Annotated in this window: 18 protein-coding genes; 9 read left to right on the forward strand and 9 right to left on the reverse strand. The window is 52.7% G+C overall.

All coding sequences use genetic code 11. From position 1 onward, the window contains the following. Positions 1 to 130 precede the first annotated feature (130 nt). The 3 genes from V8F51_RS10485 to V8F51_RS10495 form a co-directional block, all read right to left on the reverse strand. The gene (locus tag V8F51_RS10485) at positions 131 to 1,483 is read right to left on the reverse strand and encodes an ABC transporter substrate-binding protein (protein ID WP_337100151.1); all 1,353 of its coding nucleotides are present in this window, start codon (positions 1,481 to 1,483) and stop codon (positions 131 to 133) included. Positions 1,484 to 1,626: 143 nt separating this feature from the next. After that, positions 1,627 to 3,216, reverse strand: coding sequence for a response regulator (locus V8F51_RS10490; protein ID WP_337100152.1), 1,590 nt, complete (start codon positions 3,214 to 3,216; stop codon positions 1,627 to 1,629). Between the two features lie 5 nt (positions 3,217 to 3,221). Continuing rightward, the gene (locus V8F51_RS10495) at positions 3,222 to 5,018 is read right to left on the reverse strand and encodes a cache domain-containing sensor histidine kinase (RefSeq protein ID WP_337100153.1); all 1,797 of its coding nucleotides are present in this window, start codon (positions 5,016 to 5,018) and stop codon (positions 3,222 to 3,224) included. 236 nt (positions 5,019 to 5,254) lie between these two features. Between V8F51_RS10495 and V8F51_RS10500 the strand changes: the two genes are divergently transcribed. The 3 genes from V8F51_RS10500 to V8F51_RS10510 are packed head-to-tail and all read left to right on the forward strand — an operon-like array spanning position 5,255 to position 8,339. Next, positions 5,255 to 5,791 carry a DUF4358 domain-containing protein gene (locus V8F51_RS10500; protein WP_337100154.1) on the forward strand — a complete coding sequence of 179 codons (537 nt, stop codon included), beginning with the start codon at positions 5,255 to 5,257 and terminating at the stop codon, positions 5,789 to 5,791. Between the two features lie 5 nt (positions 5,792 to 5,796). After that, the gene (locus V8F51_RS10505; RefSeq protein ID WP_337100155.1) at positions 5,797 to 7,179 is read left to right on the forward strand and encodes an MBOAT family O-acyltransferase; all 1,383 of its coding nucleotides are present in this window, start codon (positions 5,797 to 5,799) and stop codon (positions 7,177 to 7,179) included. Positions 7,180 to 7,193: 14 nt separating this feature from the next. After that, on the forward strand, positions 7,194 to 8,339 hold the full coding sequence (locus V8F51_RS10510) for a DHHW family protein (RefSeq protein ID WP_337100156.1): 1,146 nt from the start codon (positions 7,194 to 7,196) through the stop codon (positions 8,337 to 8,339). Between the two features lie 741 nt (positions 8,340 to 9,080). On the opposite strand, the gene V8F51_RS10515 is transcribed toward V8F51_RS10510, so the two are convergent. From V8F51_RS10515 to V8F51_RS10530, 4 genes are all read right to left on the reverse strand, one after another. Beyond that, a complete protein-coding gene (locus tag V8F51_RS10515; protein WP_337100157.1) occupies positions 9,081 to 11,138 on the reverse strand; it encodes an alpha-galactosidase in 2,058 nt (685 codons plus the stop codon). 358 nt (positions 11,139 to 11,496) lie between these two features. Continuing rightward, positions 11,497 to 13,119: an ABC transporter substrate-binding protein gene (locus tag V8F51_RS10520; RefSeq protein WP_337100158.1), complete on the reverse strand. Its 1,623-nt coding sequence runs from the start codon at positions 13,117 to 13,119 to the stop codon at positions 11,497 to 11,499. A gap of 218 nt (positions 13,120 to 13,337) precedes the next feature. Further along, on the reverse strand, positions 13,338 to 14,225 hold the full coding sequence (locus V8F51_RS10525; protein WP_337100159.1) for a carbohydrate ABC transporter permease: 888 nt from the start codon (positions 14,223 to 14,225) through the stop codon (positions 13,338 to 13,340). 24 nt (positions 14,226 to 14,249) lie between these two features. Next, on the reverse strand, positions 14,250 to 15,236 hold the full coding sequence (locus V8F51_RS10530; protein ID WP_337100160.1) for an ABC transporter permease: 987 nt from the start codon (positions 15,234 to 15,236) through the stop codon (positions 14,250 to 14,252). 198 nt (positions 15,237 to 15,434) lie between these two features. Here V8F51_RS10530 and V8F51_RS10535 point away from each other — a divergent pair, with 198 nt between their 5' ends. The 6 genes from V8F51_RS10535 (at position 15,435) to V8F51_RS10560 (ending at position 21,784) form a co-directional block, all read left to right on the forward strand. Beyond that, positions 15,435 to 17,060: a response regulator gene (locus V8F51_RS10535; protein WP_337100161.1), complete on the forward strand. Its 1,626-nt coding sequence runs from the start codon at positions 15,435 to 15,437 to the stop codon at positions 17,058 to 17,060. 21 nt (positions 17,061 to 17,081) lie between these two features. Next, positions 17,082 to 18,827, forward strand: coding sequence for a sensor histidine kinase (locus V8F51_RS10540; protein ID WP_337100162.1), 1,746 nt, complete (start codon positions 17,082 to 17,084; stop codon positions 18,825 to 18,827). 200 nt (positions 18,828 to 19,027) lie between these two features. Continuing rightward, the gene (locus V8F51_RS10545; RefSeq protein ID WP_337100163.1) at positions 19,028 to 19,357 is read left to right on the forward strand and encodes a PadR family transcriptional regulator; all 330 of its coding nucleotides are present in this window, start codon (positions 19,028 to 19,030) and stop codon (positions 19,355 to 19,357) included. 15 nt (positions 19,358 to 19,372) lie between these two features. Continuing rightward, complete coding sequence (locus V8F51_RS10550; protein WP_337100164.1) at positions 19,373 to 20,242, forward strand: pentapeptide repeat-containing protein; 870 nt, start codon at positions 19,373 to 19,375, stop codon at positions 20,240 to 20,242. A 12-nt stretch (positions 20,243 to 20,254) separates the two neighbouring features. Then, positions 20,255 to 21,016: an ABC transporter ATP-binding protein gene (locus tag V8F51_RS10555; protein WP_337100165.1), complete on the forward strand. Its 762-nt coding sequence runs from the start codon at positions 20,255 to 20,257 to the stop codon at positions 21,014 to 21,016. After that, positions 21,017 to 21,784, forward strand: coding sequence for an ABC transporter permease (locus V8F51_RS10560; protein ID WP_337100166.1), 768 nt, complete (start codon positions 21,017 to 21,019; stop codon positions 21,782 to 21,784). An 87-nt stretch (positions 21,785 to 21,871) separates the two neighbouring features. Here the strand turns inward: V8F51_RS10560 and V8F51_RS10565 are convergent, their stop codons facing one another. Then, positions 21,872 to 22,360: a hypothetical protein gene (locus V8F51_RS10565; protein ID WP_337100167.1), complete on the reverse strand. Its 489-nt coding sequence runs from the start codon at positions 22,358 to 22,360 to the stop codon at positions 21,872 to 21,874. 382 nt (positions 22,361 to 22,742) lie between these two features. Continuing rightward, on the reverse strand, positions 22,743 to 25,802 hold the full coding sequence (locus V8F51_RS10570; RefSeq protein ID WP_337100168.1) for a CBM35 domain-containing protein: 3,060 nt from the start codon (positions 25,800 to 25,802) through the stop codon (positions 22,743 to 22,745). Positions 25,803 to 25,946 lie beyond the last annotated feature (144 nt).

Raw genomic sequence — 25,946 nt, forward strand, 5'->3', positions numbered from 1 at the left:
CAAGTCTGTCGAACTATCCATTGTCGATTTTCCTTTGTAGAGAGCCGGAACCCACTCCGCTGTTCCGATTGGAGTGGGTTCCGCCTCATGCACGCTCTATTTCATTCGCTGCTATGCCGATTCGCCGGTGCTACTTCGCAGCCGGAAGGGCTTTGTTAACGTCCTCGATAAACTGCTCCGCGCTGTACGAGCCGGTCATCAAGCTTTGCGATGCGTCTTCAAGCGCTGCCTTGAACTTGGCATCCGCAAGTCCCCATGCGAACGAGGTCGTGCTCGTAATTTTCGCGATATCCTCGGAGAGCTGCTTCATCATCGGCGGATATTCGGTAATGATCGCTTTATCCACTTTCGTCGCTACGAGCGGGTTGCCGCGCTCCGTATATTTGTATTCCGCGTATTTCAATGAGAGGAACGCCGCTACCTTCGCTGTCAAAGCCTTATCCTTCGTGTCCGGATTGACGGCGTAGCCGCCAGGACCGCCGCCGCCGCTGAACGCGAACTTGCTCGCTTCGTAATTCGCCGCGTCCGTGCCCGGGAAGTACATCCAGCCCGCTTTGTCTCCAAGCTGCTTCGTGGACTCCGCGATTTCCCATTGGCCGTTGAGGAACATTGCCGCTTTGCCTTCGTGGAACAACGCTGCCGCTTGGTCATAGTTCAGGTTTGTCGCTCCCTTAGGCAGCATTCCCGCCTTCACAAGCTCAATAATTTTCTCGGCAGCATCCTTGTAAGCAGGGTCGCTTGCGCTCGCCAAGCCTTTATCCAGCTTTAGAATGCCTTGCGGCTCGTTGCGGGTAACGAACATGTCGAACAACGCAACCGTCGGCCATTTCTCTTTCGCGAACAGCGACAACGGCGTAATGCCTGCCGCGTTAAACGCTTTAACCGCCGCCATCAGCTCGTCGTAGGTCGTCGGAACTTTAACGCCGTTTTGTTCGAACAGCTCTTTGTTGTAGTAGAGCAGCACGAACTCGTTGCCGGCATAAGGGAATGCGTAAGTGTGGCCGTCGTCGGCTACCAGCGTGTTCATCGTGCTTGGATACATTTTGTCTTTGAAGCCAAGCTCGTCGACGTAGGAGTCCAGCTCCAGAATGTTGCCGGATTTTTTGAAGGTCGTAATAATATCAAGGCCCGCTTGGAAAATATCGGGCAGGTTGCCCGTCGCCGCATACGTCTTAAGCTTCTGTCCGTCATCCTGCGCCTGCACTTCCAACTCCAGCTCGACGTTCGGCATTTCCTTCTTCAATTCCGCCACCGCGTAATCGTAAGGAAGCTTCGTGTCGTCGTCGGCATATTGCGCGTAGATCCGCAGCTTAACCGGCTTCGCCTCCTCGGTCTTCGTCTCTTCCTTCGGCGCGTTTGTCGCCGCTTCCTTATTGCCTTCATTGGCCGCTTCGTTGCTTGCAGCGCCGTTATTGTCCGCAGAACCGCATGCCGCCATGAATATCATGCAAAAACTCATCATTGCGATTGCCAGCTTCTTCATTGTTTGACCCCCTAAAATTTGTTCTCGCCTATCTCGTTCTGCCTGCTCTTTACAAGTCTGAGTATACGGAATGCGCCTGCCTTTGATAATGAAAAAACTGCGTGCTTTTGGTAAAATCCGCAGTTTTTAACGACAAAGAGCCGCTAGCTGCGGCTCTTCTCGTATTCGCTGGGGGAATATCCGTAGAACTTCTTGAAGCTTTTGCTGAAATAACCCGGATCGTTGTACCCGACCTTCTCCGCGATATCGGTCAACCTGGCGCTATTGCGGGCGAGCAGCTCCTTGGCCTTCTGCATCCGGTATTGCGTCAAATAATCGCTGACCGTAATGCCGATCTCCTTCTTGAATACGGCGCGCAAATAGCTGGCGTTAATAAAGACATGCGCGGCAATCTGCTCCAGCTGCAGTCCCGGATCCGCATAATGCTGCTCCATATACGCTTTGGCCGATTTGGCGATTTTGGAGGACCTCGTATTGCGATGCTTGCCGTTATAAATGACCGACTTGCGGAACAGCTCCTTCAGCCAATCGAAGGTCAGCTCCGCCGTGTCCAGCTTGCGAATTTCGTTATACGGGAAAAAATGATCCCCGAAGCAGTCCTCCACGGGATGGCCGGACTCTTCGAAATAAGAGAGATTCACCGATACGAGCCCCATGCAAATGACATAAATATAGTCGATGGGAAGCCGCCGCTCGCGAATCGTCTGAAAAATGTCGTCAAGCTTCCTTTCGATCGGCTCCCAGACGTTCAGCCGCAGCAGCACGAGCAGCTCGTCATTCGCCTCCGTCGGATAGAAGGGCTGGTTCCCGCCGCTGGGCAGCTGCTCGCCGTAGGCGATGACCCGGTCGTTGCCCAGCACGAATTTGTTTTGCAGCGCTTCAAGCGCTTCCCCATAGGAGGCCGCGATACCCTTGAAGCCGTGTTTGCTTCGGCCAACGCCAACCGTAATCGTGAAATTCAAATATTTTTTGATCAGAAAGCACAGCTTCTTATAGCTCTCCAGCTGCGGCAGTTCGTTCTCCTGCTCCTCAGGGTGGCGGGCAAGAGCAATAATCCGCCCCTCCGGACCGTTGAAGATCAAATAATCGCGGCTCTCCTCCATCGCTTCGTTCAGCACGTTCGTTACCGCGTATTTCATGAGCAGGCGGTCGCTGGCCTTGCTCCACTTGCGATCCATTTGGTCAATCTCGATGCAAGCCGCGACATAATAACCCGGCTCGGCTTGAATGCCGAGCTGCTGCAGCCGCTTCATCGTATCCGGCTCGGAGAGCGCGTATTCGCGGCTGATCAGTTGGCTCAGGAAGCTCTCCTTCATCAGCTCCGTATTCTCGCGCAACGTAAGCTTCTCCTCCTGCGCCTTCTGATGCCGCTGCCTCAGCTTCACGAGCGTAAGCAGTAGCTCATCCTTGGAGAAGGGCTTCAGAATATAGTCCTCGACCCCAAGCTTAAGCGCCTTGCGGGCATATTCGAATTCATTATGTCCCGTAATCAATACGATACTTACATCCGGGTAATCCTCCCGCAGCTTCTCCGCCAGCTGCAATCCGTCCATGAACGGCATCGTAATATCGACGAGCGCGATATCCGGCTGCTCTGCGGCGGCCAGCTCCAGCGCCTCCAGCCCATGTCTCGCTTCCTGCGAGATGCTGAAGCCGAGCGTCTCCCAATCCAGCACCGTTCGCAAATAATCGCGGAAGATAAGCTCGTCGTCCACTATCATAACCTTCTGCATCGTATCTATCGCTCCTGTTCCGCTAGATAGGGAAGCTCGGCCGTTACCGTCGTGCCTAGTCCGATCTTGCTCTCGATTTGTATGCCGTACGTTTCTCCGAAGTAAAGCTTCAACCGCTCATGTACGCTGCTCAGGCCATATCCCACCTGCTGCTGCGGATCGTTCATGCTTGCCTTGATCGCATGAAGCCGTTCCTCCGAAATGCCCGCCCCGTCATCCTTCACGGTTAGGACAACCTTCCGATCCTCGCGTCTGGCAGTAATCACAAGCCGCCCGAACGACGCCTTATTTTTGAGCCCGTGATAAATGGCATTCTCCACCAGCGGCTGTACGGTCAGCTTCGGAATCATGCAGTGCAGCACCTCCGGCTCGATCTCGATCTCGAAGTCGAAGACATCGGAGTATCGGATTCGCTGAATCGACAAATAATCCATGACGCTCCGCATTTCCTCCTCCAGTCGAATCTGGTCCTTGCCCTGGCTGAGAGCCGCCCGATAGAAATCGGCCAGCGCCTTCGTCGTTCGCTGCACGTCCCTTGCCCGCCCCATCTCTGACAGCGTATAAATAACGTCCAGCGTGTTGTACAAGAAATGCGGCTTAATCTGCGCTTGCATTAATGCCAGCTCATACTCCCGTTTCTTTCGCTGCTCCGCGCTAATGTTCGCCAGAAGCTCCTTGACCCTGCCCATCATCGTATTAAAGCCGGACGCCAGCAAGCCGATTTCATCGCCGGATACGACCTCGATCTGCTGGTCGAGATTGCCTTCCTTCACTCTCTTCATATGGCGCGACAATTGAACGATCGGCTTCGATATGACATTCGAGAGCAGCCTTGCGACGAACAAGGCCATCACGAAGCATACAAGACCGATCAGCAGAATAAGCAGCGTGATCTTTCTCGTATCCTCCGTCAGCAGATCATAGGGCACCTGTGAAATAAGCTTCCAGCCAAGTCCGTCCATATCGCTGCTGATGAGCAGCCTATCCCCGTCCCGCGAGGTCTGAACCCGCCCGCCCGGAGCGCTCCCTTTCACCCATTGCAGCAGAGCTTGCTCCGTAATCGGCTGCAGCACCTCTTCGGCATGCTGCGAAGAGACGACTTGGCCTTCCGCGTCCGCGATGAAGTAAGACCCTTCCTTAATCGAGCCGATATCCTCGTATACGGCGGATAGGGCGCTTTCGCGAACATTCAGGAACAAATAGCCCAGAGGCACGCCCGTATTAATATTCACGATGCGCTTGCCAAGCGTAAGAACCGGCTGCTCCGCGTCGTTAACGAGGAAGCTCCGCTTCTGCATCGGGAACCATATAACGGCCCCGTTCGATTGCTGCAAGCGGTGCAGCAGCTCGCTTCCGGCGACCAGCTCCTGGTTGTTTTCCATGCTCGTATTGGATCCATAGACGCGGTTGTCCGGATCTACGAATGCCGCCGATTCCACGTCGCGGAATACGACCAGCGCGTAGCTCAGCTGGTTCGTCATTTTCGTATACAGCTGAAGCTCCGACATTTGTCCCCCGGCTTCCGCATAATCCTCGACCAATACCTTGTTCAAGTTAAGCGTCAGCATGTTCGCCGTGCTCGTCGCATTCGCCAGGATGCCGTTAATTTGCGTAATGATCAACGAGGAGTTGTCCGATACGTTTTTCACCGTTTTCTCTACGATCGCATTCGTATAAATATGGTTGGAGGCGAAGCCCAGCACGAATAAAGGGATAATAATGAGCGGAACGTAGACAAGCGTAATTTTGTTGCGAATTAATCGATTTCGAAAGAGCCGTTTCAGTCTATCGTATGCAAGCACCCTTTATCCTCCTGAACAACGTATGCTAATTGGGGTTCATGTTAATGTTACTAAATAATATACGGGGAATAGGAGCGCTTAATCAATCTCCTTTTATAACTTGAACAGTATATTGGCTATTACGGATTATAGCAGTTACTTTTTTCCACTCTAACGCGCACTGCAACATTACCGGATTCATTTTCGTTTCAATACTTTGAAAAACAAAATAAAAGACATCAAGGAGATGGAACAGAATGAAAAAACAATATTTTGCTTTTTTGCTTGTTATCGCGCTGGGATTGATGCTTACGGCTTGCGGCACTAACGCCGACACGAATAATGGAGCAAACTCCGGCAATACCGCGAATAAAGAACAGGCTGCAGTGACGACTACGCAAACGACGAAAGAAATGATGGATGCATTGCTGGCGAAGGTCGAGCAACCGGCACTGATGGAGCTGCAAGGCGACATGCTAACTCAGTTGTATTACCTCGACGCCGCATTGCTTGACCAATTCACGATAATGACGCCGATGATGAATGTGAAAACGAACGAGATTGCGATAATTAAAGTGAAGGATGCCAAAGACGTTGCAACGGTAGAGGAAGCAATCAAGAAACGTGCCGGCGACGTACAGAAGCAATTCGAGACTTATCTCCCAGACCAATACGAGAATGCCAAAAACTATAAGCTGATCACGAAAGGCAATTACATCTTCTTCGTGATCGCCGATAGCGCGGATGCAGATAAGCTAACAACTGAATACGAAACCTTCTTCGCGCAAAAATAACCGTTATGGTATTTAGCAGCCTATTATTCCTATTCATCTTCCTGCCTGCGGTATTGCTGCTCTACTTCAGCTCGCCATGGCGCATCAAAAATTTAGTTCTGTTCGCGACAAGCCTTATCTTCTACGCATGGGGCGAGCCGATCTACATTGCGATCATGCTGCTGTCGACAGTCACCGACTACTGCTTCGGCCTGCTGCTGAGCAGACCGAACATGAGCGCAGGAAAGCGCAAAGGCATCGTCGTATTCTCGATCATTATCAACCTGGCGCTGCTCGGCTTTTTCAAATACGCCGACTTCCTGATTCATAATGTGAACGCCTTGCTGGGCACGAGCATTCCGCCGACCGACCTGCCGCTGCCGATCGGCATCTCGTTCTATACGTTCCAGTCGATGTCCTATATTATCGACATTTATCGCGGCACGGCGAAAGCGCAGCGCAACTGGCTCGACTTCGGCACGTTCGTCGCTTTGTTCCCGCAGCTCGTCGCCGGCCCAATCGTTCATTACAAGACGGTCGCCGAGCAGCTCCAGCATCGTACCGTCACGATGGACATGTTCGCCGAAGGCGTTCAGCGGTTCATTATCGGTCTTGCCAAAAAAGTATTGCTTGCGAACAATATCGGCCTGCTCTGGGACGGAATCTCCAGCAGCAGTCCGGGCTCGCTGCCCGCATTAACCGCTTGGATCGGCATTATCGCCTTCGCGTTCCAGATCTACTTCGACTTTAGCGGTTATTCCGATATGGCGATCGGCCTCGGCCTTATGTTCGGCTTCCGCTTCAACGAGAACTTTAACAAGCCGTATACGGCGACAAGCATTACCGACTTTTGGCGGCGCTGGCATATCTCGCTCAGCACCTGGTTCCGCGATTACGTGTACATCCCGCTCGGCGGCAATCGCCACGGCATCTGGAAACAGCTTCGCAACATTATGATCGTATGGCTGCTGACGGGTATCTGGCATGGCGCAAGCTGGAACTTCCTGCTGTGGGGTCTGTACTTCGGGGTCGTGCTTATTTTCGAAAAATGGATCGGCCTTCGCTTATTGCAACGCGTGCCTGCCTGGGTTCGGCATACGTACGCGCTTCTATTGATCCTAATCGGATGGGTGTTCTTCGCCTTCGAGGATTTGGGGGAGATGGGTGCTTATTTCGCCGCCATGGCCGGCGCCAATGGGCAGCCGCTGCTTACTAACAACAGCTTGTACTTGTTGTACACGAATGCGATTTTATTGATACTGCTCGTCGCAGCATCGCTGCCTGCAAGAAAAAGAGAAAGCAGCAGCGGCGGTGGCGTTCGTCTCGTCTGGCACGGCATTTTGTTCTTCTTGTCCGTCGCTTATTTGGTCGATGCAACGTTTAATCCGTTTTTATATTTCCGCTTCTAGGAGTTGTTACAGCAATGAAGAAGACAAATGCCGCTTACGTATGGGGCTTCACCGGCAGCTTGCTCGTCATGTCGGTCCTGTTCTTCTCCCTGCCGATGCAAGCTTTCTCCGACATGGAGAATCGGAGTCTGCAAGGCAAGCCTGAGCTTACTTGGGACAATATTTGGAACAAAAAGTTTTCGGAGCAGACGGAAAGCTACATCACCGACCATTTTCCATACAGGGACAATTGGGTATCCGTCAAGTCTGCAATGGAGCAGCTTCGTCTGCAGCAGGAGAACAACGGCATATACAAAGGCAAGGACGGCTACTTGTTCGAGAAGTTCGACAAACCTGACTTCGAGCAAATCGACGAGCTGACGGCCGCTGTAAAGGCATTCGCTGAGGCGCATCCCGATGCGAATATGTCGTTCCTGCTTGCTCCGAATTCTGTCGGCATGTACGGAAAGAAGTTGCCTTGGCTAGCCGAGGCGTACCCGCAGACGATCGTTAACGGCTACGTCGAGAAGCAACTGGCAGACAGCTTACATTTCATGAACGGCTTTGATATTCTAAAGCCGCATGCTGCCGACGAGAAGCCGATCTATTACCGGACTGATCACCACTGGACTTCGTACGGCGCTTACTTGGCTTATGCTTCATATGCGGAACAGATGGGCTGGGCACCGCTGCCGGAATCCGAATTCCGCATCGAGATCGCCACTACCGATTTTCTCGGAAGCTACCACACGCGCAGCCAGTTCAGCGGCCTGAAGCCGGACTCGATTGAAGTGTATAAACCGCTCAATGAGGCATCTACGCAAATGTATGTCGCCGATTCAGAAGAGACGTTCGATAGCATGTACGATGCAAGTTACTTGGAGAAGAAAGACAAGTATTCCTACTTCCAAGGCGGCGTCCACGCGCTTATGACGCTGACAACGAATATTGATCCGGCCTATGCAGACAAAGAGAAGCTGCTCGTGATCAAAGATTCGTACGCGCACAGCATGCTGCCATTCCTGACGCAGCATGTCTCCGAAATCCATGTCATCGACATTCGTTACTACAACGGCAGCATCGCCGACTACATGGAGCAAAACGGAATCAAGGATGTCCTGCTGCTGTTCAACACCTCAACCTTCATCACCGAGCGCAACATGCTGAAGCTGAAGTATTGATGCTGGCTGGTACGGTCACTTTCATGGGCGATAGGTATATTTTCTATACCTATTGCCCTCCAATCGAGCTCCAACCGCTATCCTAGCACTCTACAGCGCCACCATAGCGAAAAAACCGTTCGCTATTTGCACCATTCGCCGCCTCTTCTCTGAAATAGCGTAACAAATTTTCGCTATTTCCCTCCAACCGAGCTCCAACCGCTATCCAAGCACCCGCCCACGCCACAATAGCAAAAAATCCTTTCGCTATTCGCACCATTCGCTGCCTCTTCTCTCAAATAGCGTAACAAATTTTCGCTATTTCCCTCCAACCGAGCTCCAACCGCTATCCGAGCACCCTCCCGCGCCACAATAGCGAAAAAACCTTTCGCTATTTGCACCATTCGCCGCCTCTTCTCTAAAATAGCGTAACAAATTTTCGCTATTTCCCTCCAACCGAGCTCCAACCTCTATCCGAGCACTCTCACGCGCCACAATAGCGAAAAAACCTTTCGCTATTTGCACAATTCGCCGCCTCTTCTCTAAAATAGCGTAACAAATTTTCGCTATTTCTCTCCAACCGAGCTCCAACCGCTATCCTAGCACCCTCCCGCGCCACAATAGCGAAAAAACCGTTCGCTATTTGCACCATTCGCCACCTCTTCTCTCAAATAGCGTAACAAGTTTTCGCTATTTCCATGCAATTGAGCTCTCATATGAAATAAAGAGCTGTGCCAGTTAATGGCACAGCCCTCCTTATGTTTATTTGTAGAACAGCAGCTTGGATTCGGCTGCTTCCAGCGCAACGACGTGCTCGGCCGTGCCTAGCGTCAGGCTGTATTTGCCGCCCGACCATAGGTCGCGCACGACAGCGCCATTAGCGGCGTCAATACCGACGCGAGCGAGATCGATCGTCTTCGATTGACCGTTCTCAGCGTCGAAGTTGAACACGGCTACGTATACGCCGCCGTCGCCGGCCAGCGTGAACAGGTCCTCGCCCTTCGTGCCGCTGCGGCCTTCCGCAGGACGGAATGTCTCGCCGCGGCGGGCGAGCGTCATGACTGCCGTATTCGTCATCCATTCCTTCGCGCGGCGAGCGGCCTCCTCCATGCGATAGTCATCGCCAAGCAGCAGCGACGTACCGGCGATGACGCCCGCATTCAAGCGGCTGCGACCCTCATGCTCCGAGGTGGCTCGCTGGTTGTCGCTCTTGTACAATACGATATGGTCCGGATCGTTGAAGCGATATAAGTTGTCGCTAATCCACCAGCCATACGTCACCGCGTTCAGCATATATTCCGTATCATCGATTGTTCCGAACGCATCGCAGGATACGCGTCTGCTATGCGCATAACCATGCGGGAACAGCGGAGCAATCGACAAGTTGATAAGGAATTCGCGGCCAATCCGCTCTGGGCTGAGCGCATCTGCAATGGCAGCCATGCCCAAGTTGTACGCTTGAATGCCGGTCCGCACAGCCGAATCGTAATGAACGCCTTCCATCGCTCCATGCGCGAGGAAGTCCATTTTCAAATAGTCGAAGCCCGCAGCGACAACCTCGTCCAGCTTGCGCATAATCCGAGCAATCGCTTCTGGATGCGACGGATCGATGGGGAATGCGCCATCCAACTTCGGCAGCGGGTTGCCGCCAGCGTCCTTGAGCAGTATTTCGCGGTACAGCACAGCGCCGTCCGTTCCTTCAACCGGCGTATCCGGATTGCTTCCCCAGAACGCGAATGGCGTATAATACGTACCCGGCTTCTGGCTGTTCGCCTTCACCCGGCGCACCGCATCCGTAAGCTGCTCCGCCGGCAAATTGTCCGAGAAGGCGTCGAAGTTGACGTACAGGCTGCCGTTGTCGTCGGCGAAGCCTTCGCCTTGAAGCGCCGATGCGAAGAAGTCCGACGTATGCGTGTATACGTCGTAATCCAGCTTAGCCATAACGGCCGACCAGCTGTTCCAGCCCATCGGCACGCCGCCGGACCAGCCGAGCGCCGGCTTCACGATCGCGTTCGCCTTGCCGTAGGCTTCCATGCCTTCGCGGTAATCGAGATACGCGCCAACGAATATCGTCGGCGAGACGATGCTCGTTCCGCGCAGCGAGCCGTGCGGCACGGTATCGCGAGTCTGCAGGTCCGCGGCACCGGCTTGCACTCGCACCCTGCCAACCGTCGAAGTGAAGGTGCCCTCCACGTCGATCGCCGTTTTCCAAGTATCATGCGTCACCGAACCGAACACGAAGCCGCGGCGCGATTCCGAACGGTAGACCGCCGTCACTTCATAGCTGCGTACGCTGTTCTGATTCGCATGCGAAGCAAAGCGTACCCACTTGTCGTTATCGTACGGGATGAACAACGCCCGTACTTCTGCCTCTCCGGCTTCATCGCCGAAGTCCAGCACGCCGCCGTCATTCAAGTATGCGGCAATCGGAGTCAGCTCGTTCGTCTCCCATTCTTGCTCACTCACCGCTTCCAGCTCGACGAGCGCATACGGAACTCCCTCATACAAACGAATATGTTGACGAAGCAGCGGCTTGCCCGGCTCCTCGTGCACGAAGTTGAAGCGCACGCCTTCGCCAAAGCCGTCCGCAATCGGCTTCACCGATTCGGCAGGCACGTCATGCTTGCCATACAGCGAAGAACGCGCCGTCTCCCAACCATAACGTGCTTCAGCGTAAGTAGCGCCTAGCGACTGTCCGTCCTTCCATGCATACGAAAGCGTACCATCCGCAACATTCGCCGTTACTTTTACGATGCCGTTATCCGCCACGTAAGCGTTACCGTCCTTCTCCAGCTTGATTTGCCCAATAACCGTTGCCATGTGTAATCCTCTCCTCGTTACCTGTATTCGCTCAGCTGTGATGTTTCATCGTAGTAGAATCGCAGTAAGGAATCGTAGAAATCTTATTTGCTATTTCACGCTGTAATCCGAATTTTAACGAATCCAGTACACCTTATTTCACTCTTATCCATACATTCGAACGCTATTTCGATTAAATAAGAATACCTAAGTTCCTAAGCAAGCTCCCCGCTCCCCGATAGTCACAAATAAGCGCTTCTTGATTCCTTTCGGAGGCAGGAGAGGCAGGAGAAGCAGGCGAAGGCAGAATATAAGCTTCTAATAGAAAAGGCCAGCAATGCTGGCCTCCCCATTCGAACGTTTGCTCCTTACTGCTTGCTTAGTTCCACAGCTCCGAACGAGCTGCGAAGTTCGTCGTATAGACCGCTTCTACTTTCTCGTCGCCGGCTGCTTTCATATCGGACAACATTTTGTCGAAGATCGCTCCTGCTTCCTCAGCGGAAGGCGCCATGATCGCTTTCGTGATCGCCTGCTTCGTAATGTCGTTGATCTTCTGCTCGTTCAGCGCTTCCGGCGTGCCCCCTTGCGGGCTTAAGCCGTCATAGATCGCCGTGTCGAACACCGAGTCCGACAAGTTCTTGATCGCCATTTGGTCGATCGGGGAACGCTCGTAACGGCCAGGAAGATCGTACGGCGTACCGTCGGCGCCAGGTCCGTTCTTGATGAACCAAGTCCATTTGCGAATGCCTGTTTCTTTCGTATAAGCAGCCCAGTCGTCCTTGAAGCTTTGCAGCACTTCCGGACGCGGCGTATGTTTGCCGTCCTTCATATCCCAGTGCGTGCCTTCAATGCCCCACATAAGCAAGTATTGGCCTGCTTCGCTAGCCAGGAAGTTGATGAACTGCATGGTGCGTTCCGGATTTTTGTTCTTTTTCGTAATCGCGATCGCGTCCCAGCCAAGGGAGCTGCGGCCGCCGTACGTTGTTTTCGACGGATCGAGACCGTCTGCAACGACTTTGTAAGCGAACAGCTGTGATTCCTCGCCAATGTCCTTTTTAATAATTGTATTAGAGTTGCCAAGATCCCAGTACGCGCCTGTCGAGGAGAAAATCGTGCCTGTCGCAATCTTCTGCTCCCATACTTGACGCTTGTTGATCGCCCATTCTTTATCCATCAAGCCCGAGCGGTACAAATCGTTCATGTACAGAATCATTTCGCGGTATTTCGGATTTTTCACGTCATATTGCAGCTTGCCGTCCGTCTCATAGTAGTTAGTCAGACCGAACATGCCTTTGAACGTTCCCATCGTGCCGCCGAAGTTCTCGCCGTCCATCGTCAGGGCAATCGTATCTTTGCCTTCGATTTGCGGATATTTTGCTTTGAAGTCGCTCAGCAGCTGCTTGAATTCCGTCGCCGTGAACGGCACGCCGCCGTCGGCTTTGTCCGGAGCAAGCTCCTTCACGATATCTTTGCGCATATTGAAGCCGAATACCGGCTCATGCTCAAGTCCGTACCAGTTGGACAAGTAGTAGTTGTTGCCGTCCTTGTAACGCGTCTTGTTCAGCACATCACCGTACATTTCGGATACGTCATGGCCGTAATCTTCGATTAGTTTATTAAGAGGAATGATAGCGCCTGCCTCGATATACTTCGCTACCAGATCGCTGGAGCGGTCGAACATGATCATATCCGGTAAATCCTCGCTCGCCAGCATCAGGTTCAGCTTTTCTGTCGGGTTGCCGGTAGGCTGCTGAATTTCGATCGTTACGCCGGTCTGTTTCGTAATCTCTTTGGCAATCAGGTTATCGAACTTGTCGCCCGTGTTTTTATCGAAGTACGTAATCGTGATCGGATCGGTACCCGGTTCCTTCGTTCCTTCGGCACCGTTCTCCGTGTTGTTGCCGTTGCTAGGTTTATTAGTTGAGTTCGAAGCGCATGCGGACAATACGGATACCAACATGACAGCCGTAAGCATCGAGAGCAGCCATTTCTTTGCGTTCATGCAAAATCCCCCTTATTCGTTGTCGTCATTTTACAAGCGTAAACGGCTATGCCGTCTTTTGGCGGCGTAAGCAATCGTTTCGCGGATGAAATATAGGACTAGTATAGCTTGAATTATATACTTTCCTATATTTGCAGAAAAACGTTCCGTACTCCTAATACGAGTAGCCGCAACACCTCCCAAAAGAAATTCGCCAGCCTATGTCTAAAGCAGATTGATTAGCTCTTAACCGCACCTAGCGTCATGCCTTTGACAAAATATTTCTGCAAGAACGGGTACACCATAATGATAGGCAGCGTAGCGACCATCGTAGCCGCCATCCGGATCGTATCCGGCGATACGGCAAGCCGCTTAGCGGAGTTGGCCATCTGCTGCGCGTCTCCAACCATCGAGCCCGTCTGGTATTGGTTCAAAATCTTCACGAGCACGGCCTGCAGCGTCTTCAGCTCCGGATCGTAAGTGAAGACGTACGAATCGAACCACGAGTTCCAATGGCTGATAGCGGTGAACAGACCGATCGTTGCCAGTACAGGTGTCGTGAGCGGAAGGATGATGCGGAAAAAAATTTGCAAATAGTTCGCACCGTCGATTTTCGCCGATTCGTCCAGCTCCTGCGGCAGTCCCTGCATGAACGTCCGAACGATGATCATATAGAACACGTTCATCAGCCCAGGTACGATGAAAACCATGAAGTTATCGATAAGACCATAGTTTTTGAGCACCATATAATAAGGGATCAGGCCGCCGCCAAAATACATCGTAAACACGAAGTACAGCGTCCAGAAGCGGTTCGCGACCAGCTCCCTCTTACTCAGCGCGAACGACAGCATGCTGATCGTCATGACAGCCAGCGGCGTACCGACTGCCGTCCGCATCACCGTCACCTTGATCGCCGTCCATATTTCGCTGTCGGTCAGGATCTGCGCGTAGCTTGCCAAGCTGAATTCCCTCGGCCATAAGTACAAGTTGCCCCGCAGCGTATCCTCAGCGCTGTTCAGCGAAATAATGAATATATTCCAGAATGGATAGAAGGTCACGACGAACACCGAAACGATAAACGCATAAACGGCGGTCATAAAGAGAAAATCTTTTTTGTCTTTCACCATGGCGCGTTCTCCTCTTCGTTTTTGCTAGAACAGTGACTGTTCGTTCATTTTTTTGGCCATCTGATTGACGCTGATGACGAGTATGAAAGCGACGACTGATTTGAATAAGCCGACGGCCGCCCCGTAGGAGAACATGCCATTCTGCAAACCATACTTGTACGTGTACGTATCGATGACTTCGGAATATTGCAGTACCGTATTGTTTTGGAGCAAATATTGCTGATCGAACCCGGCATTCAGAATGCCGCCAACCGCTAGGATGGCCAGGATAATGATCGTCGGCCGGATCGACGGAAGCGTAATGTGCAGCATTTGCTTCAGCCTGCTCGCTCCGTCCACCTTGGCTACCTCATACAGTTCGGGGTTGATCGCCGAGATCGCGGCCAAATACATAATCGCATTGAAGCCCATGTCCTTCCACGTATTCGAGAAGGCGATGATCCACCAGAACAACGGCCCCTTCTGCATGAATTGAATCGGCTCGTCGACGATTCCTAGTCCCGTAAGCAGGTTGTTGATAACACCGCCGGAGGACAGCATCGTAACGATAATGTTCGCCGCGATGACCCATGAGATGAAGTGCGGCATGTAGGAGACGGTCTGGAATGTCCGCTTGAACCATCCATTGCGCAATTCATTAATCATGAGCGCCAGTATGATCGGCATCGGGAATCCGAACAAGAGCGACAGGAAGCTCTGGGCGATCGTATTGCGCATGATTCGAACGAAGTCGCCGTTCGTGAAGAAATATTCGAACCATTGCAGCCCGACGAAGTCGGTTGTAAAGAACTGTTTGAAGAACGACCCGCCGCCCGGCTGATAATTAATGAATGCCATATACAGCCCGAACATCGGCACGTAGGAGAACATTAAAGTCAGAATGATCGCCGGCAGCATGAGCACGTACAGCAACCGCTGCTCCTTCAGTCTGCCAAGCAGTCCGCCCCCTTCGGGCTTACGGACGGCAGGTGCGCTGCGCTGGTTAGGTTGCGCTTTCGATAGCATGTTCATCGTGTTGCCTCCCGTAAATTGATTGCGCTTTCTTTGCTTCGTGTCCTCATTATAGGTCCGGTACTAGAGCCGTTCTATATAAGGATTTAACAATTCGTGCTCCAAAAGCACACACTTCCTCTCCTTCCGTTGTTGAATAACGGCATTGCCGTTACACTGGAGGAAAGAGCATCATTTGCACAGAAAGGCGGTGGCTAGATGTACAGTGTGCTGCTGGTCGACGACGAAGCGATCGAGCTGGAAACGATGGTTCAATACGTTCCTTGGGAGCAAGCGGGCATTCGGGTAGCCGGAACGGCGCGCAACGGCAAGGAGGCGCTCGGCAAGCTCGCCGAGCTCAAGCCCGACATCATCGTTACCGATGTCCGTATGCCGATTATGGACGGTCTTGAATTCGGACGCCGGGCGAAGCAGGTCGACAAGAGCGTCAAGCTTATCTACCTAAGCGGTCATAATGAATTTCAATATATTAAGTCGGCGCTGAACATTGAAGCAGCCGGCTACGTGCTGAAGCCGATTGATATGGAGGAGCTGCTAGCCCTCCTTGAGAAGGTGAAGAAGAAATGCGACGAGGAGCAGCTTGCCGGGCAAGGCGGCGGATGGCTGCTGGAGAAGCTGCTGCTTCGCATTGTGCGAGAGCCGCTTGCGGAGCGAAGAATCGAATGGACTCGCCAGTGGGAAAGCCAGGCAACGGGCTTCACGGCTCACCTGCCTTACGGCGCTGCCTATATAACGTTCGAGCCGCCAGCTTTCCCTGACGGCATGAGAGCCGCCGTCGCTGCCATTCGTGATGCAGCTGGCGATACCGACACGGAATTAGCAAATGCAGCCTACGAGCTAGCTTACGATGCGGCTGAATATGCGCGAGCCGTACTTGGGCCCCGCCTCGACGCCTCCATTGTGCTGGAGACCAGTCCGAATACGCTGTTCGTCCTGTTCCAAGGCAAGCCCCAGCAATGGGAGCACGCTTATTGGGAGCTTCTGCGAGAAGAGCTGTCGCAAGCAATCGGCGGCAAGGCAGACTTGTCGATCGGCTTGTCCAGTCCATACAGAGGCTTCAACCTGCTCAAGGAAGCTTACGAGGAGTCGAAGCGTTGCAACGACGAGAAGCTGTATCGGCAAGCAGGCGCCGTCATCAACCCGGGAACGGTGACGCCCGTGAAGCAATCGGAGGAGCTGAGCGCGGAGCATGCCGCCGCCGCTCTCATCGGAGCGATTCAAGCGTCCGATTCGGATCGGACCGGACAGGTGCTCGGCGACTGGTTCGCCGCCATGCGGCAAGAGCGAATCGAGCGCAACTACGCCGTCAGAGCTAATATTCAGCTGCTTACCGCTTTGGAACAGCACTTCACGACGCTGATGGCCGGAACGTTCCGCGACCATCTGCTTGCCGACCATTGGAAGGAGCTGTCGCAGCTTCCGACGATCGCCCACTTCCATGCCTATACGCTGCGCTTCTGCGGAGAGCTTCTGAAGGCGGCCAGCGAACGCGATCTCGACCGCAATCAATCGGTCGCCGACCAGATCGCGAAGCTCATTGCCGATCGTTATCATCTGCCGATAACGGTCGAGGACATTGCGAAGGAGGTGTTCTTGTCGCCGAACTATGTTCGCTCTATTTTTAAGGATAAGACGGGCGAAACGATTCTCGATTACCTGACCCGCATTCGCATGGGGCATGCCTCCGAGCTGCTTAAGGACCGGTCGCTCAAGGTACGCGAGATCGCTAATAAGGTCGGTTACGAGAACGTATCCTATTTCTGCTCGGTGTTCCAGAAGCATAAGGGCAGCACCCCAAACGAATATCGCAAAATGCATCTATAGGCTGGAGTGGAGTGAACGAGCATGAGAAAACTGTCCGGCTGGCTAATAAAGCCTTTATACAACTGGCGGCTCCGCGAGAAGCTGTTCGTCATGTTCCTGCTCGGCGGCATTCTGCCTCTGTTGTTCTTCGTCCTGTATTCCTATACGACGATTCGCGGCGAGCTGTCCGATCAGATGGTGACGAATAGCGCCTCTACCGTGGCACAGATTAATTCGAACCTTGAGAACAAGCTCGACACGTATACGAAGCTGTCCGCCACGTTTTATTTGGACAGCAATATGCGCGCCTATCTGACGAACGACTATTCGAAGGACCCGTCCCTGTTCGTCGATGCTTACAAATACATCAATAACTCGTTCGTTAATATGCTGACGACGAATCCCGATATTGATTCCATGACCATCTATATTAATAATGACACCTTGCCTGCTGACGACCTTTTTATCAAAAAAATGGACAAACCGTTTCGCGAATCGCTTGCCTATAAGTCGCTCAGCGGCAGCTTCGGCAACGTTCGCTTCGTGACGTCGCCCTCCGAGCCGGATAGGCCGCCTATATTCACGCTCTCGCGCATGCTGAATATCAACAGTATGAACAACGCGTACGGCGTACTGACGATTAATATATTGGAATCTGATATTTTCCGGCTTATGGAGAAGGAATCGTCGGACAAGACGGTCCTCATCATTAACGAGCAAGACATCATCATGTCCGCCAAGGACAAGAGCCTGCTGAACCAGCCGCTCGCACTGCCGGACTCCTTCCCGGAAGGTAGCGGAGGGAGATTCGACAGTACGTATAACGGCCAGAATGTGCTCGTCGTCTATAACACGACCAAATACGGGTGGAAAAGCGTATCGCTCATCCCTTACAGCAGCTTCCTGTCCAAAGCAAACTTGGCCGCCAAGCGAATCTTCATCTACGCGATCGCCAGTCTCGCCGTTATGGCGGTGCTGATTTATTTTACGGCACGGCTGTTCACGAAACGGGTAGAGACGCTCGTCGGCATGATGAGGCGCATCGAGAAGGAAGAATTCGAGCTCGCCGACATCCGGCCGCTCGGCCGCGACGAGATCGGCCAGATCGGCAATGCGCTGCGCAAGATGGGCCAAAGGCTAAGCTCGCTCATCTCCGACGTCTACAAGAAGGAGATCGACAAGCGGGAAGCGGAGCTAAACGTGCTGCAAGCGCAGATTAATCCGCATTTTCTGTACAACTCGCTCGCGTCGATCTCGTCTCTCGCCATTCGCAACACGGACCCGCGCATGAACAAGATGGTGACCGATCTGGCGAAGTTTTACCGCATTTCATTGAACAAGGGAAAGAACACGTTATCCATTCACGAAGAGCTGCAGTTGACCCGTTATTATATTTCGATCCAGCAAGTGCGGTTCGGCAACCTGCTTCGCGTTCACTTCGACATCGATGAAGCGGTGCTGCCATGTCCGATCATTAAGCTCACCCTCCAGCCCTTCGTCGAAAATTGCATCAATCACGCGATATGGGATCATGAGCTTGGCGTGAACATTACGATCCGCGTCTGCCGCGACGGCAGCGATATCGTGCTTAAAGTGATCGACGACGGCATGGGCATGCGCCTTAGAGGCGATAGCGAGCTGCCGCAAAGCGGCGACAAGCTGTCCGGCTACGGCATTCGCAACGTCGACAACCGGATCAAGCTGCTGTATGGCGAATCCTACGGCGTCTCGATCTACAGCAGGCTCGGCATCGGTACGACCGTGATGATTCGCATTCCGGGCAGATGAGCAATAAGCTAAGAAGTTAAGTTGTGCAAGTCCCATAGGCTCCCCTTAGGGCAGACAGGTGAAATCAATGAACCTGCTGCTGCAAGGGGAGCTTTTTCATGGTCAAAAACAAACATTTTTCAAGCAAAGTATTTTATTTAAAACATTACCTTGACAGTCATAGTAGTATGCCGTATTATACAGACATGGAGGTTGATTACATGAGCGAGAACAAAATAACATCCGACTTGCTGCGAGGGCATACCGATACGATGATTTTACGACTCTTATCCGAAGCTGACCGCTACGGCTACGAGATTGTAAAGCTGATTGCAGAACGTTCCGAAGGCGAGTATGAATTAAAAGAAGCCACCATGTACTCGAGCGTCCGGCGGCTTGAAGCCGACGGTGATATCGAGTGGTATTGGGGCGATGAATCACAGGGCGGCCGGCGTAAATATTTTAGGATTACCGGGAAAGGCAAAGATGCTTACGTCCGCAACAAAAGCAATTGGGAGTACGCAAAGCGAGTGCTCGAAAACTTACTATAGGGGGATTGAATTGTTATGAATGAGAAATTGACTAGCTACTTGAACGGCGTTTTCGCACCATACGATGGGGTCAAAAGCGTCACCGAATTAAAGGCCGACCTGCACTCCGATTTACAGGAGCGTTACCGTGATCTCAAAGCCGAGGGCAAGGACGATGAAACGGCTTTTGAGATGACCGTTGACAGCATAGGCGACATTGAGCAAACGGTGCTGGAGGTCGCTAACCTCTCCCGCTCGCTGGAGCGGCAGCTCGTGACGAACTTTAACGCGAGCGATCTGTCAGAGAGCGATTTTGCCGGCGTTACGGCCCATAAAGGACAATTTAACGCTAGCGCCTTACGCGGTTCCTACTTCGCGGGCGCAGACTTAACCGGCAGCTCGTTCAAGGCCAGCGACGTACGCGAAGCCAATTTTGACGGCGCGAATCTGACGGACTGCAGCCTATCCGTCGTTGACCTTGCGAATGCAAGCTTCAATAAATCGATCCTTGTACGCACCAACTTCAATAAGTCGGGAATGGACGGAACAACATTCACTGGCGTCAAACTGACCGACGTCACGCTAAGCATGATCGACCTTAGAAAAACGATCTTTGAAGGTTGTTCCTTTGACGGCGTGGACTTCGAAAAATCCGATCTTAGCGGGCTCCGTTTTGACGGTCAGACCTTTACCGGCGTTAAATTTGACAAGTCGGCAGTAAACGACGTCTCGTTTAGGGGCGCTACACTCAAGAATGTATCTTTTCAAGCGTATTTTTCGTTGACCAATAAGTATTACCGTACTATCAAAACGATCTGCTTTGACGGCGCATTGATGGATAAACTGACCTACGCCGGGCTTAAAGGCATGGGAGCCGATTTATCGAAGGTTACCATTATTAAATAAGGAGGAGATCCTATGCAAACGAAGTCGATTCAAGTGAAGGGACTGCAAAAGTCCTACAAGCAGCTTCAAGTGCTAAAGGGCGTAGATTTCGAGGTGGAAAAGGGCAGCATCTTCGCCCTGCTCGGCTCCAATGGGGCTGGCAAGACAACCGTTGTCAAAATCCTCACCACGCTGCTCAAACAAGACGGCGGCACCGCCACCGTGGGCGGATTCGATGTTGCGTCAAAGCCCGACCATGTGAAGCAGGCGATCAGTCTGACCGGACAATTCGCCGCCGTAGACGAGATACTGACCGGTCGGGAAAATCTGATCATGATTGCCAAGCTGCGACACCTGGGCAATCCGCGTCAAGTTGCGGACGACTTGCTTCAACGCTTCGGCTTGACGGAAGCCGCCGACCGCAGGGCTTCCACTTATTCGGGCGGCATGCGCCGCAGGCTCGACATCGCGTTGAGCCTTGTGGGCAAACCGCAGATCATTTTCCTCGACGAGCCGACCACCGGGCTTGACCCAGAGGCGCGCATAGAGGTTTGGAAGGTAGTCAAGGAGCTCGCCGACGGCGGCACGACGGTCCTTCTAACGACGCAGTATTTGGAGGAAGCCGAGCAGCTTGCCGACCGAATCGCCATTCTGCACGAGGGCAGAATCATCGCCAACGGCACGCTCTCGGATCTTAAAAAGTTGTTCCCGTCCGCAAAGGTGGAGTATGTCGAGAAACAGCCGACCTTAGAGGAAATATTCCTCGCGATCATCGGCAACAAGGAGGGAAAGTAAATGGAGCGGATAGAGAAACATTTTTTCAGTGATATGGGCGTTATGCTTGGACGTTCTATGCGCCATATTACCCGCAGTATGGACACCATCGTCACGGTCTGCATTACTCCGATTGCAATGATGCTGCTGTTCGTCTATGTGTTCGGCGGCGCAATCCAAACCGGTACGGATAACTATGTGAACTACCTGTTGCCCGGTATCCTGCTGATTGCGATTGCTAGCGGTATATCCTATACGGCTTACCGACTATTTTTGGATAAGCAACGAGGCATATTCGAGCGGTTTCACACCATGCCGATTTCACGTTCCACCTTACTGTGGGGGCATGTGCTGACCTCACTGGTATCCAACGCCATCTCGGTTGTCGTCATCATCCTCGTAGCGTTGATTATGGGCTTTCGTTCCCCGGCGGGGATATTGCCGTGGCTTGCAGTGGCCGGCATCCTCATGCTGTTTACGCTGGCATTAACTTGGGTCGCAGCAATTGCCGGACTGACCGCAAGTTCGGTGGAGGGCGCAAGCGCCTTTTCCTATCCGATCATCTTCCTGCCATTCATCAGCTCGGCGTTCGTGCCGACCGATTCAATGCCGTCAGTCGTTCGCGCCTTTGCCGAGAACCAGCCGGTAACTTCGATCGTGGAAGCCATCCGTGCGCTGCTGTCTGATCAGCCGGTAGGCAATGATATTTGGATCGCTCTTGCATGGTGCGTCGGCATATTGCTCGTAGCCTATTTCTTCGCAATGAGGGCGTATAAAAACCGGATTTAAAAAATATGGTTTACAGCTAACTATCGCAGTATCTCTATGCAATATGACAAAGGAACCGCCCATAGCGGTTCCTTGTCAGTCCCAACATTATTTTAGCAACTCGTCGACTTTGGCTCTCATTGAGGATATTGTCGTTTTTTTATATTGGAGTCCCAATCGGAGAACTTTGATTTGCTGCGACCGGGATAAGTTTTTGAAGCGAGGATCTTGTTTGAGGAATCTTTTTATAATCAACCAGCTGCTTCCGACGAACCGTTCGGGTTTAATAGGGGGAACTTGATCAATCAGCTTTTGCTTCCGGAAGTGTTCCATAAACGGAAATAGCCTTGAGGATACCTTGCTTTCATCAACCAGACATGCTGCATTTATTTTTTTCGTATGCTTTTTGAGGTAATCCAAGTTACTGTGCCCGCTTACTACAATATACCCGCCTTCTGATTTGCTTTTGCGAACAATGAGCATGTGCATGCAATCCTGGGCTGTTTTACGCAATTCCTTGATCCGCCTGGAAAGCTTAGACGAGATGCCGCCTTCTTTTATTCGGTTGAGAGGTATATACCTTACTGTATATCTCATAGGGTAAATTCGCCTCCTTTTTAACATTTATGTAGCTTATGCCGATCCTTCGCTTTCGAACACTCTATCTTACACTCCCCTTTGCTTAGCATCAGACTTAATCCAGCTTATTCAACCATTGGATTTGAACGATCTTACGGACTGTATGGACCTTATAAGTGAAATATACCTCTTGTTTGTTCCGTTACGGACTCCAGAGTCTTATAAGTATGTTTTTTGGCACTTCGAAGACTAGTATGGCGCAGTAAAGGTCTCCTCGGTCCGTTAAATCTGTAACCAAAGCATTTTGTGCCTATTAGCGTCACCTAAGTCCGTAACCAGGGTTCGCATACTAAAACAGGCCAACCAGTAAAAACTGGTTGACCCATTCTAGCGAAGGATCTCATCTCGATACTTTGTACAACTTCGATTGCGCGCCTTCTAAGCTGACTTCAAGTGTTCCCTTCGCTTCCAGCTTCGCGCCTGTCCACGCATCCGTCAGCTGCAGCTTCGCCGCCAACTTGACGCCGAGCGCGCGCGTCAGATCAATGGACTTCACTGCCGCTTCGTTCGTGTAGTTGAAGATTGCGATATAGGATTCGTCCTTATCCTTCATGACGAATACGTCGGCTGCTGCCGAGCCCGTATTGCCTTCGACCGGCTGGAATGCCTTGCCTATCGTCGCAATGTCGTTCACGCGCTTGTTCGTAAGCAGCGACTTCATAAGCTGCTGCGCATTCGGATCATTAACGTCGTCTGAGCTCATGAAGATCGTTCCCGAGATCGCGGCGGCGTTCACTCTCGTCTGCGCGGCGTTATACGAACCGCCTTTTACAAGCGTCATATAATCCGGATCGGTGTAGCGGTAGATCGTATCATTTTGCCACCAGCCGTACGTCAGGTTGTTCAACTGATATTCCGTGCGTCCAAGCGATCCGTCGATATCGCAGGAGATGCGTCTCGCATGAGCGTATTGGCTTGGGAACAGAGGCGCGATCGACGCGCTGATGAACATGCGGCCTCCGAGCACTTTGTTGATGTGCGCCATGCCTTGATTGTACGCTTGAATACCGGTCTGCACCTTCGGATCGTAGTGCTGCCCTTCGAACGATCCATGGCTCAGGAAGTCGATCTTAATATATTCGAAGCCGTAGTCGATGAACTTTTTGAAAATATATTCGACGCGCAGCTTCGAGCCCGGATGCGTCGGATCGATGGCATATGCGCCGTCAACCTTCGGCAGCGGATTGCCGTTCGCATCCCGGAGGATGATGTCGCCATACGTATACTTGCCGTCCGTTCCTTCGACCGGCTGCGCCATATTATCGCCCCAATAGACGAACGGTCCATAATAGATGCCGGCCTTCTGACCGTTCTTGCGGATGACCTTCACCGCGTCGCGAAGCTGCTGCTCGGTCAGATTGTCCCAATACGAATCCATATTGATGTAGACCGTCCCTTTGTTGGAGAACGTCTTCTGCAAATTAGCCTTGAAGAAATTCGAAACGCTGACGACCTTGTCGTAGCTCAGCGAGCTCTCATACGCGCCCCAGCTGTTCCAGCCAACCGGTACGCCCGATGGAACGCCGCGGTCGAACCCCAGCGGAGGCGCTACAGCAGCATTCGCCTGTCCGTAGCTCGTCAGACCGCTGCGATAATCGCTGTAATAGCCGACCGCGATCTGCGGCGACGTTATCGTCTTGCCAGACACTTGGCCATGGGGCAGCGTGTCGTGAGTAGAAGTCTGCGAAGTAAATCCGCCGTATACCTTCAGCTTGTTTAAACGATCATTCGACCCGCTCCAGTAAATGCCGGTCTTCCACGTATCATGCGTCACCGAGCCGATAACGAGACCGCCGCGGCTGACGTTGTCATAGATCGCCGTCATCTCCGAGCTTACGTAATTGTTGTTATTCAACGGCGTATTGATCGTCCGCGCTTGGTAACGGGACCACATATCGTTGTCGAACGGCGTGATGAGCACGCGGTTGTCGCCATAGCTGCCGATGTCCACGCCGCCCTTCGCGTTAACAACGATTGGCGCTATGTCGCTAGCGCTTATCGTCGTACCGCTGACAACCTGCTGCGAAACGAGGAAATAAGGCTGATCCTCGTACAGCTGATACGTCTGCTTCATCGTCGGCAGCCCTTCGCTGCGGTTCTCTACCGTGATGCGAACGCCTTTGCCGTGTCCATCCTTGATCTTCGCGACCTCGCTAAGCTTGAAGCGATGCTCGCCGTACTTGCGGCTGTCGAGCAGTTGTTCATTCAACTGCGCGGTTGCATAAGCGCCCTTAACAAGCGTCTTGCCTCCCCATGCATAAGCGGATAAGCCCGATTCCGTATTGTACGTAATGCTGTACGACTTGGTCGAGAATACGGCTCCTTTCTCATGCGCGCTCACTTTAATCGATCCGTGCTTTGCCGAACCGATAACAGCACCGATGAGTCCTATATCGTCGATCGGTCCCGGATCCTCTCCCGATCCGCCCGTCTTCGCGAGCTCGATCTTGTCGATGTCCGGCGACCAGCCACCGTCGTCATCGAACGTGATCGTATTCATGCCGGCCTGCAGCTCCACTTCGACGGTAAATACGCCAAGCGTGTCCCAATCCGCGGTCTTCGGCAGCGCATAGTTCTCGGACTGTCCTTCGTTCACCTTGATGGAAACCGGACGAGGATCGCCGGATACATACGAGACGCTGAGCGCATAGATGCCAGCTTCCTCTGCGGCTATATCTCGGAATTGCAGCGTCGATCCGCCCCATAGATTGCCTACCTTAAGGCCTCCCGAACATCCGGTAGCAGGTTGACAGCCGGATACTGCGGCGTTGCCCGTCCGCACGTTCACGGCAGCTTCCGCTTCATAGCCGGCGGCCGGTCCTCCAGGCTCACCCGTACCGGATTCGCTGAGTACGATTCGATCGATATCCGGCGAGTAACCGCCCTCGTCATCGAAACGAATCGTATTGCTGCCCGCCTGAAGCTCAATCTCGATCGCATACGTCCCAAGCGTCTCCCAATCCGCCGTGCGCGGTAGATCGTAATGATCGCCTGCGCCGCCGTTCACGCTGACGGCGAACGACCTCGGATCGCCCGAGATGTAATGCACCGTCATCGTATAGATGCCTGCTTCCTCCACCGTAATGCCGTTCATCGTTACCGACGAGCTGTCCCATAGCCCTCCAACGACCCCGCCGCCCGAACATCCGGTAGCTTCCGCGCATGTTTTGCGCTCCGCTCTCCCGGACAGCACATTGCCTTCCGCCTCTGCTTCGAACGAGTAACCGTCAGTAGCCAGCGCTGCCGACAAGTCTTGCGTTTCCTCGGCAATCGGAGCAGCAGCTTCAACATTCGAATCGGCACTCTTCCACGGAGACAGATAAACTGTCTGCATAAGCAATACAACCGCGAGCAGTACGAGCCAGCTTCGCGTGAAACGCACCCTATCGTTCTTAATCATTCATCATTTCCTCCTATTCGCCGCGTTAATTGGTAAAGCGCTTTCAATCGCACTTCCAATGTAAAACAGCGGACAGGCCCGAACAATCCCAATATTTAACGATCAATAACTCAAACCGCCGTATTTGGGGGCAATACCTCTTAT

This window comes from Paenibacillus sp. YIM B09110 (assembly GCF_037167145.1).
Classification (GTDB): Bacteria; Bacillota; Bacilli; order Paenibacillales; family Paenibacillaceae; genus Pristimantibacillus.

What these genes read in the sequence shown, in the direction of transcription:
- V8F51_RS10540 (WP_337100162.1), top strand. Translation starts at nt 17,082, where the DNA reads ATGAGAAAACTGTCCGGCTGGCTAATAAAGCCTTTATACAACTGGCGG.
- V8F51_RS10490 (WP_337100152.1), bottom strand. Translation starts at nt 3,216, where the DNA reads ATGCAGAAGGTTATGATAGTGGACGACGAGCTTATCTTCCGCGATTAT.
- V8F51_RS10530 (WP_337100160.1), bottom strand. Translation starts at nt 15,236, where the DNA reads ATGAACATGCTATCGAAAGCGCAACCTAACCAGCGCAGCGCACCTGCC.
- V8F51_RS10510 (WP_337100156.1), top strand. Translation starts at nt 7,194, where the DNA reads ATGAAGAAGACAAATGCCGCTTACGTATGGGGCTTCACCGGCAGCTTG.
- V8F51_RS10555 (WP_337100165.1), top strand. Translation starts at nt 20,255, where the DNA reads ATGCAAACGAAGTCGATTCAAGTGAAGGGACTGCAAAAGTCCTACAAG.
- V8F51_RS10505 (WP_337100155.1), top strand. Translation starts at nt 5,797, where the DNA reads ATGGTATTTAGCAGCCTATTATTCCTATTCATCTTCCTGCCTGCGGTA.
- V8F51_RS10570 (WP_337100168.1), bottom strand. Translation starts at nt 25,802, where the DNA reads ATGATTAAGAACGATAGGGTGCGTTTCACGCGAAGCTGGCTCGTACTG.
- V8F51_RS10550 (WP_337100164.1), top strand. Translation starts at nt 19,373, where the DNA reads ATGAATGAGAAATTGACTAGCTACTTGAACGGCGTTTTCGCACCATAC.
- V8F51_RS10485 (WP_337100151.1), bottom strand. Translation starts at nt 1,483, where the DNA reads ATGAAGAAGCTGGCAATCGCAATGATGAGTTTTTGCATGATATTCATG.
- V8F51_RS10525 (WP_337100159.1), bottom strand. Translation starts at nt 14,225, where the DNA reads ATGGTGAAAGACAAAAAAGATTTTCTCTTTATGACCGCCGTTTATGCG.
- V8F51_RS10565 (WP_337100167.1), bottom strand. Translation starts at nt 22,360, where the DNA reads ATGAGATATACAGTAAGGTATATACCTCTCAACCGAATAAAAGAAGGC.
- V8F51_RS10560 (WP_337100166.1), top strand. Translation starts at nt 21,017, where the DNA reads ATGGAGCGGATAGAGAAACATTTTTTCAGTGATATGGGCGTTATGCTT.
- V8F51_RS10500 (WP_337100154.1), top strand. Translation starts at nt 5,255, where the DNA reads ATGAAAAAACAATATTTTGCTTTTTTGCTTGTTATCGCGCTGGGATTG.
- V8F51_RS10535 (WP_337100161.1), top strand. Translation starts at nt 15,435, where the DNA reads ATGTACAGTGTGCTGCTGGTCGACGACGAAGCGATCGAGCTGGAAACG.
- V8F51_RS10545 (WP_337100163.1), top strand. Translation starts at nt 19,028, where the DNA reads ATGAGCGAGAACAAAATAACATCCGACTTGCTGCGAGGGCATACCGAT.
- V8F51_RS10515 (WP_337100157.1), bottom strand. Translation starts at nt 11,138, where the DNA reads ATGGCAACGGTTATTGGGCAAATCAAGCTGGAGAAGGACGGTAACGCT.
- V8F51_RS10520 (WP_337100158.1), bottom strand. Translation starts at nt 13,119, where the DNA reads ATGAACGCAAAGAAATGGCTGCTCTCGATGCTTACGGCTGTCATGTTG.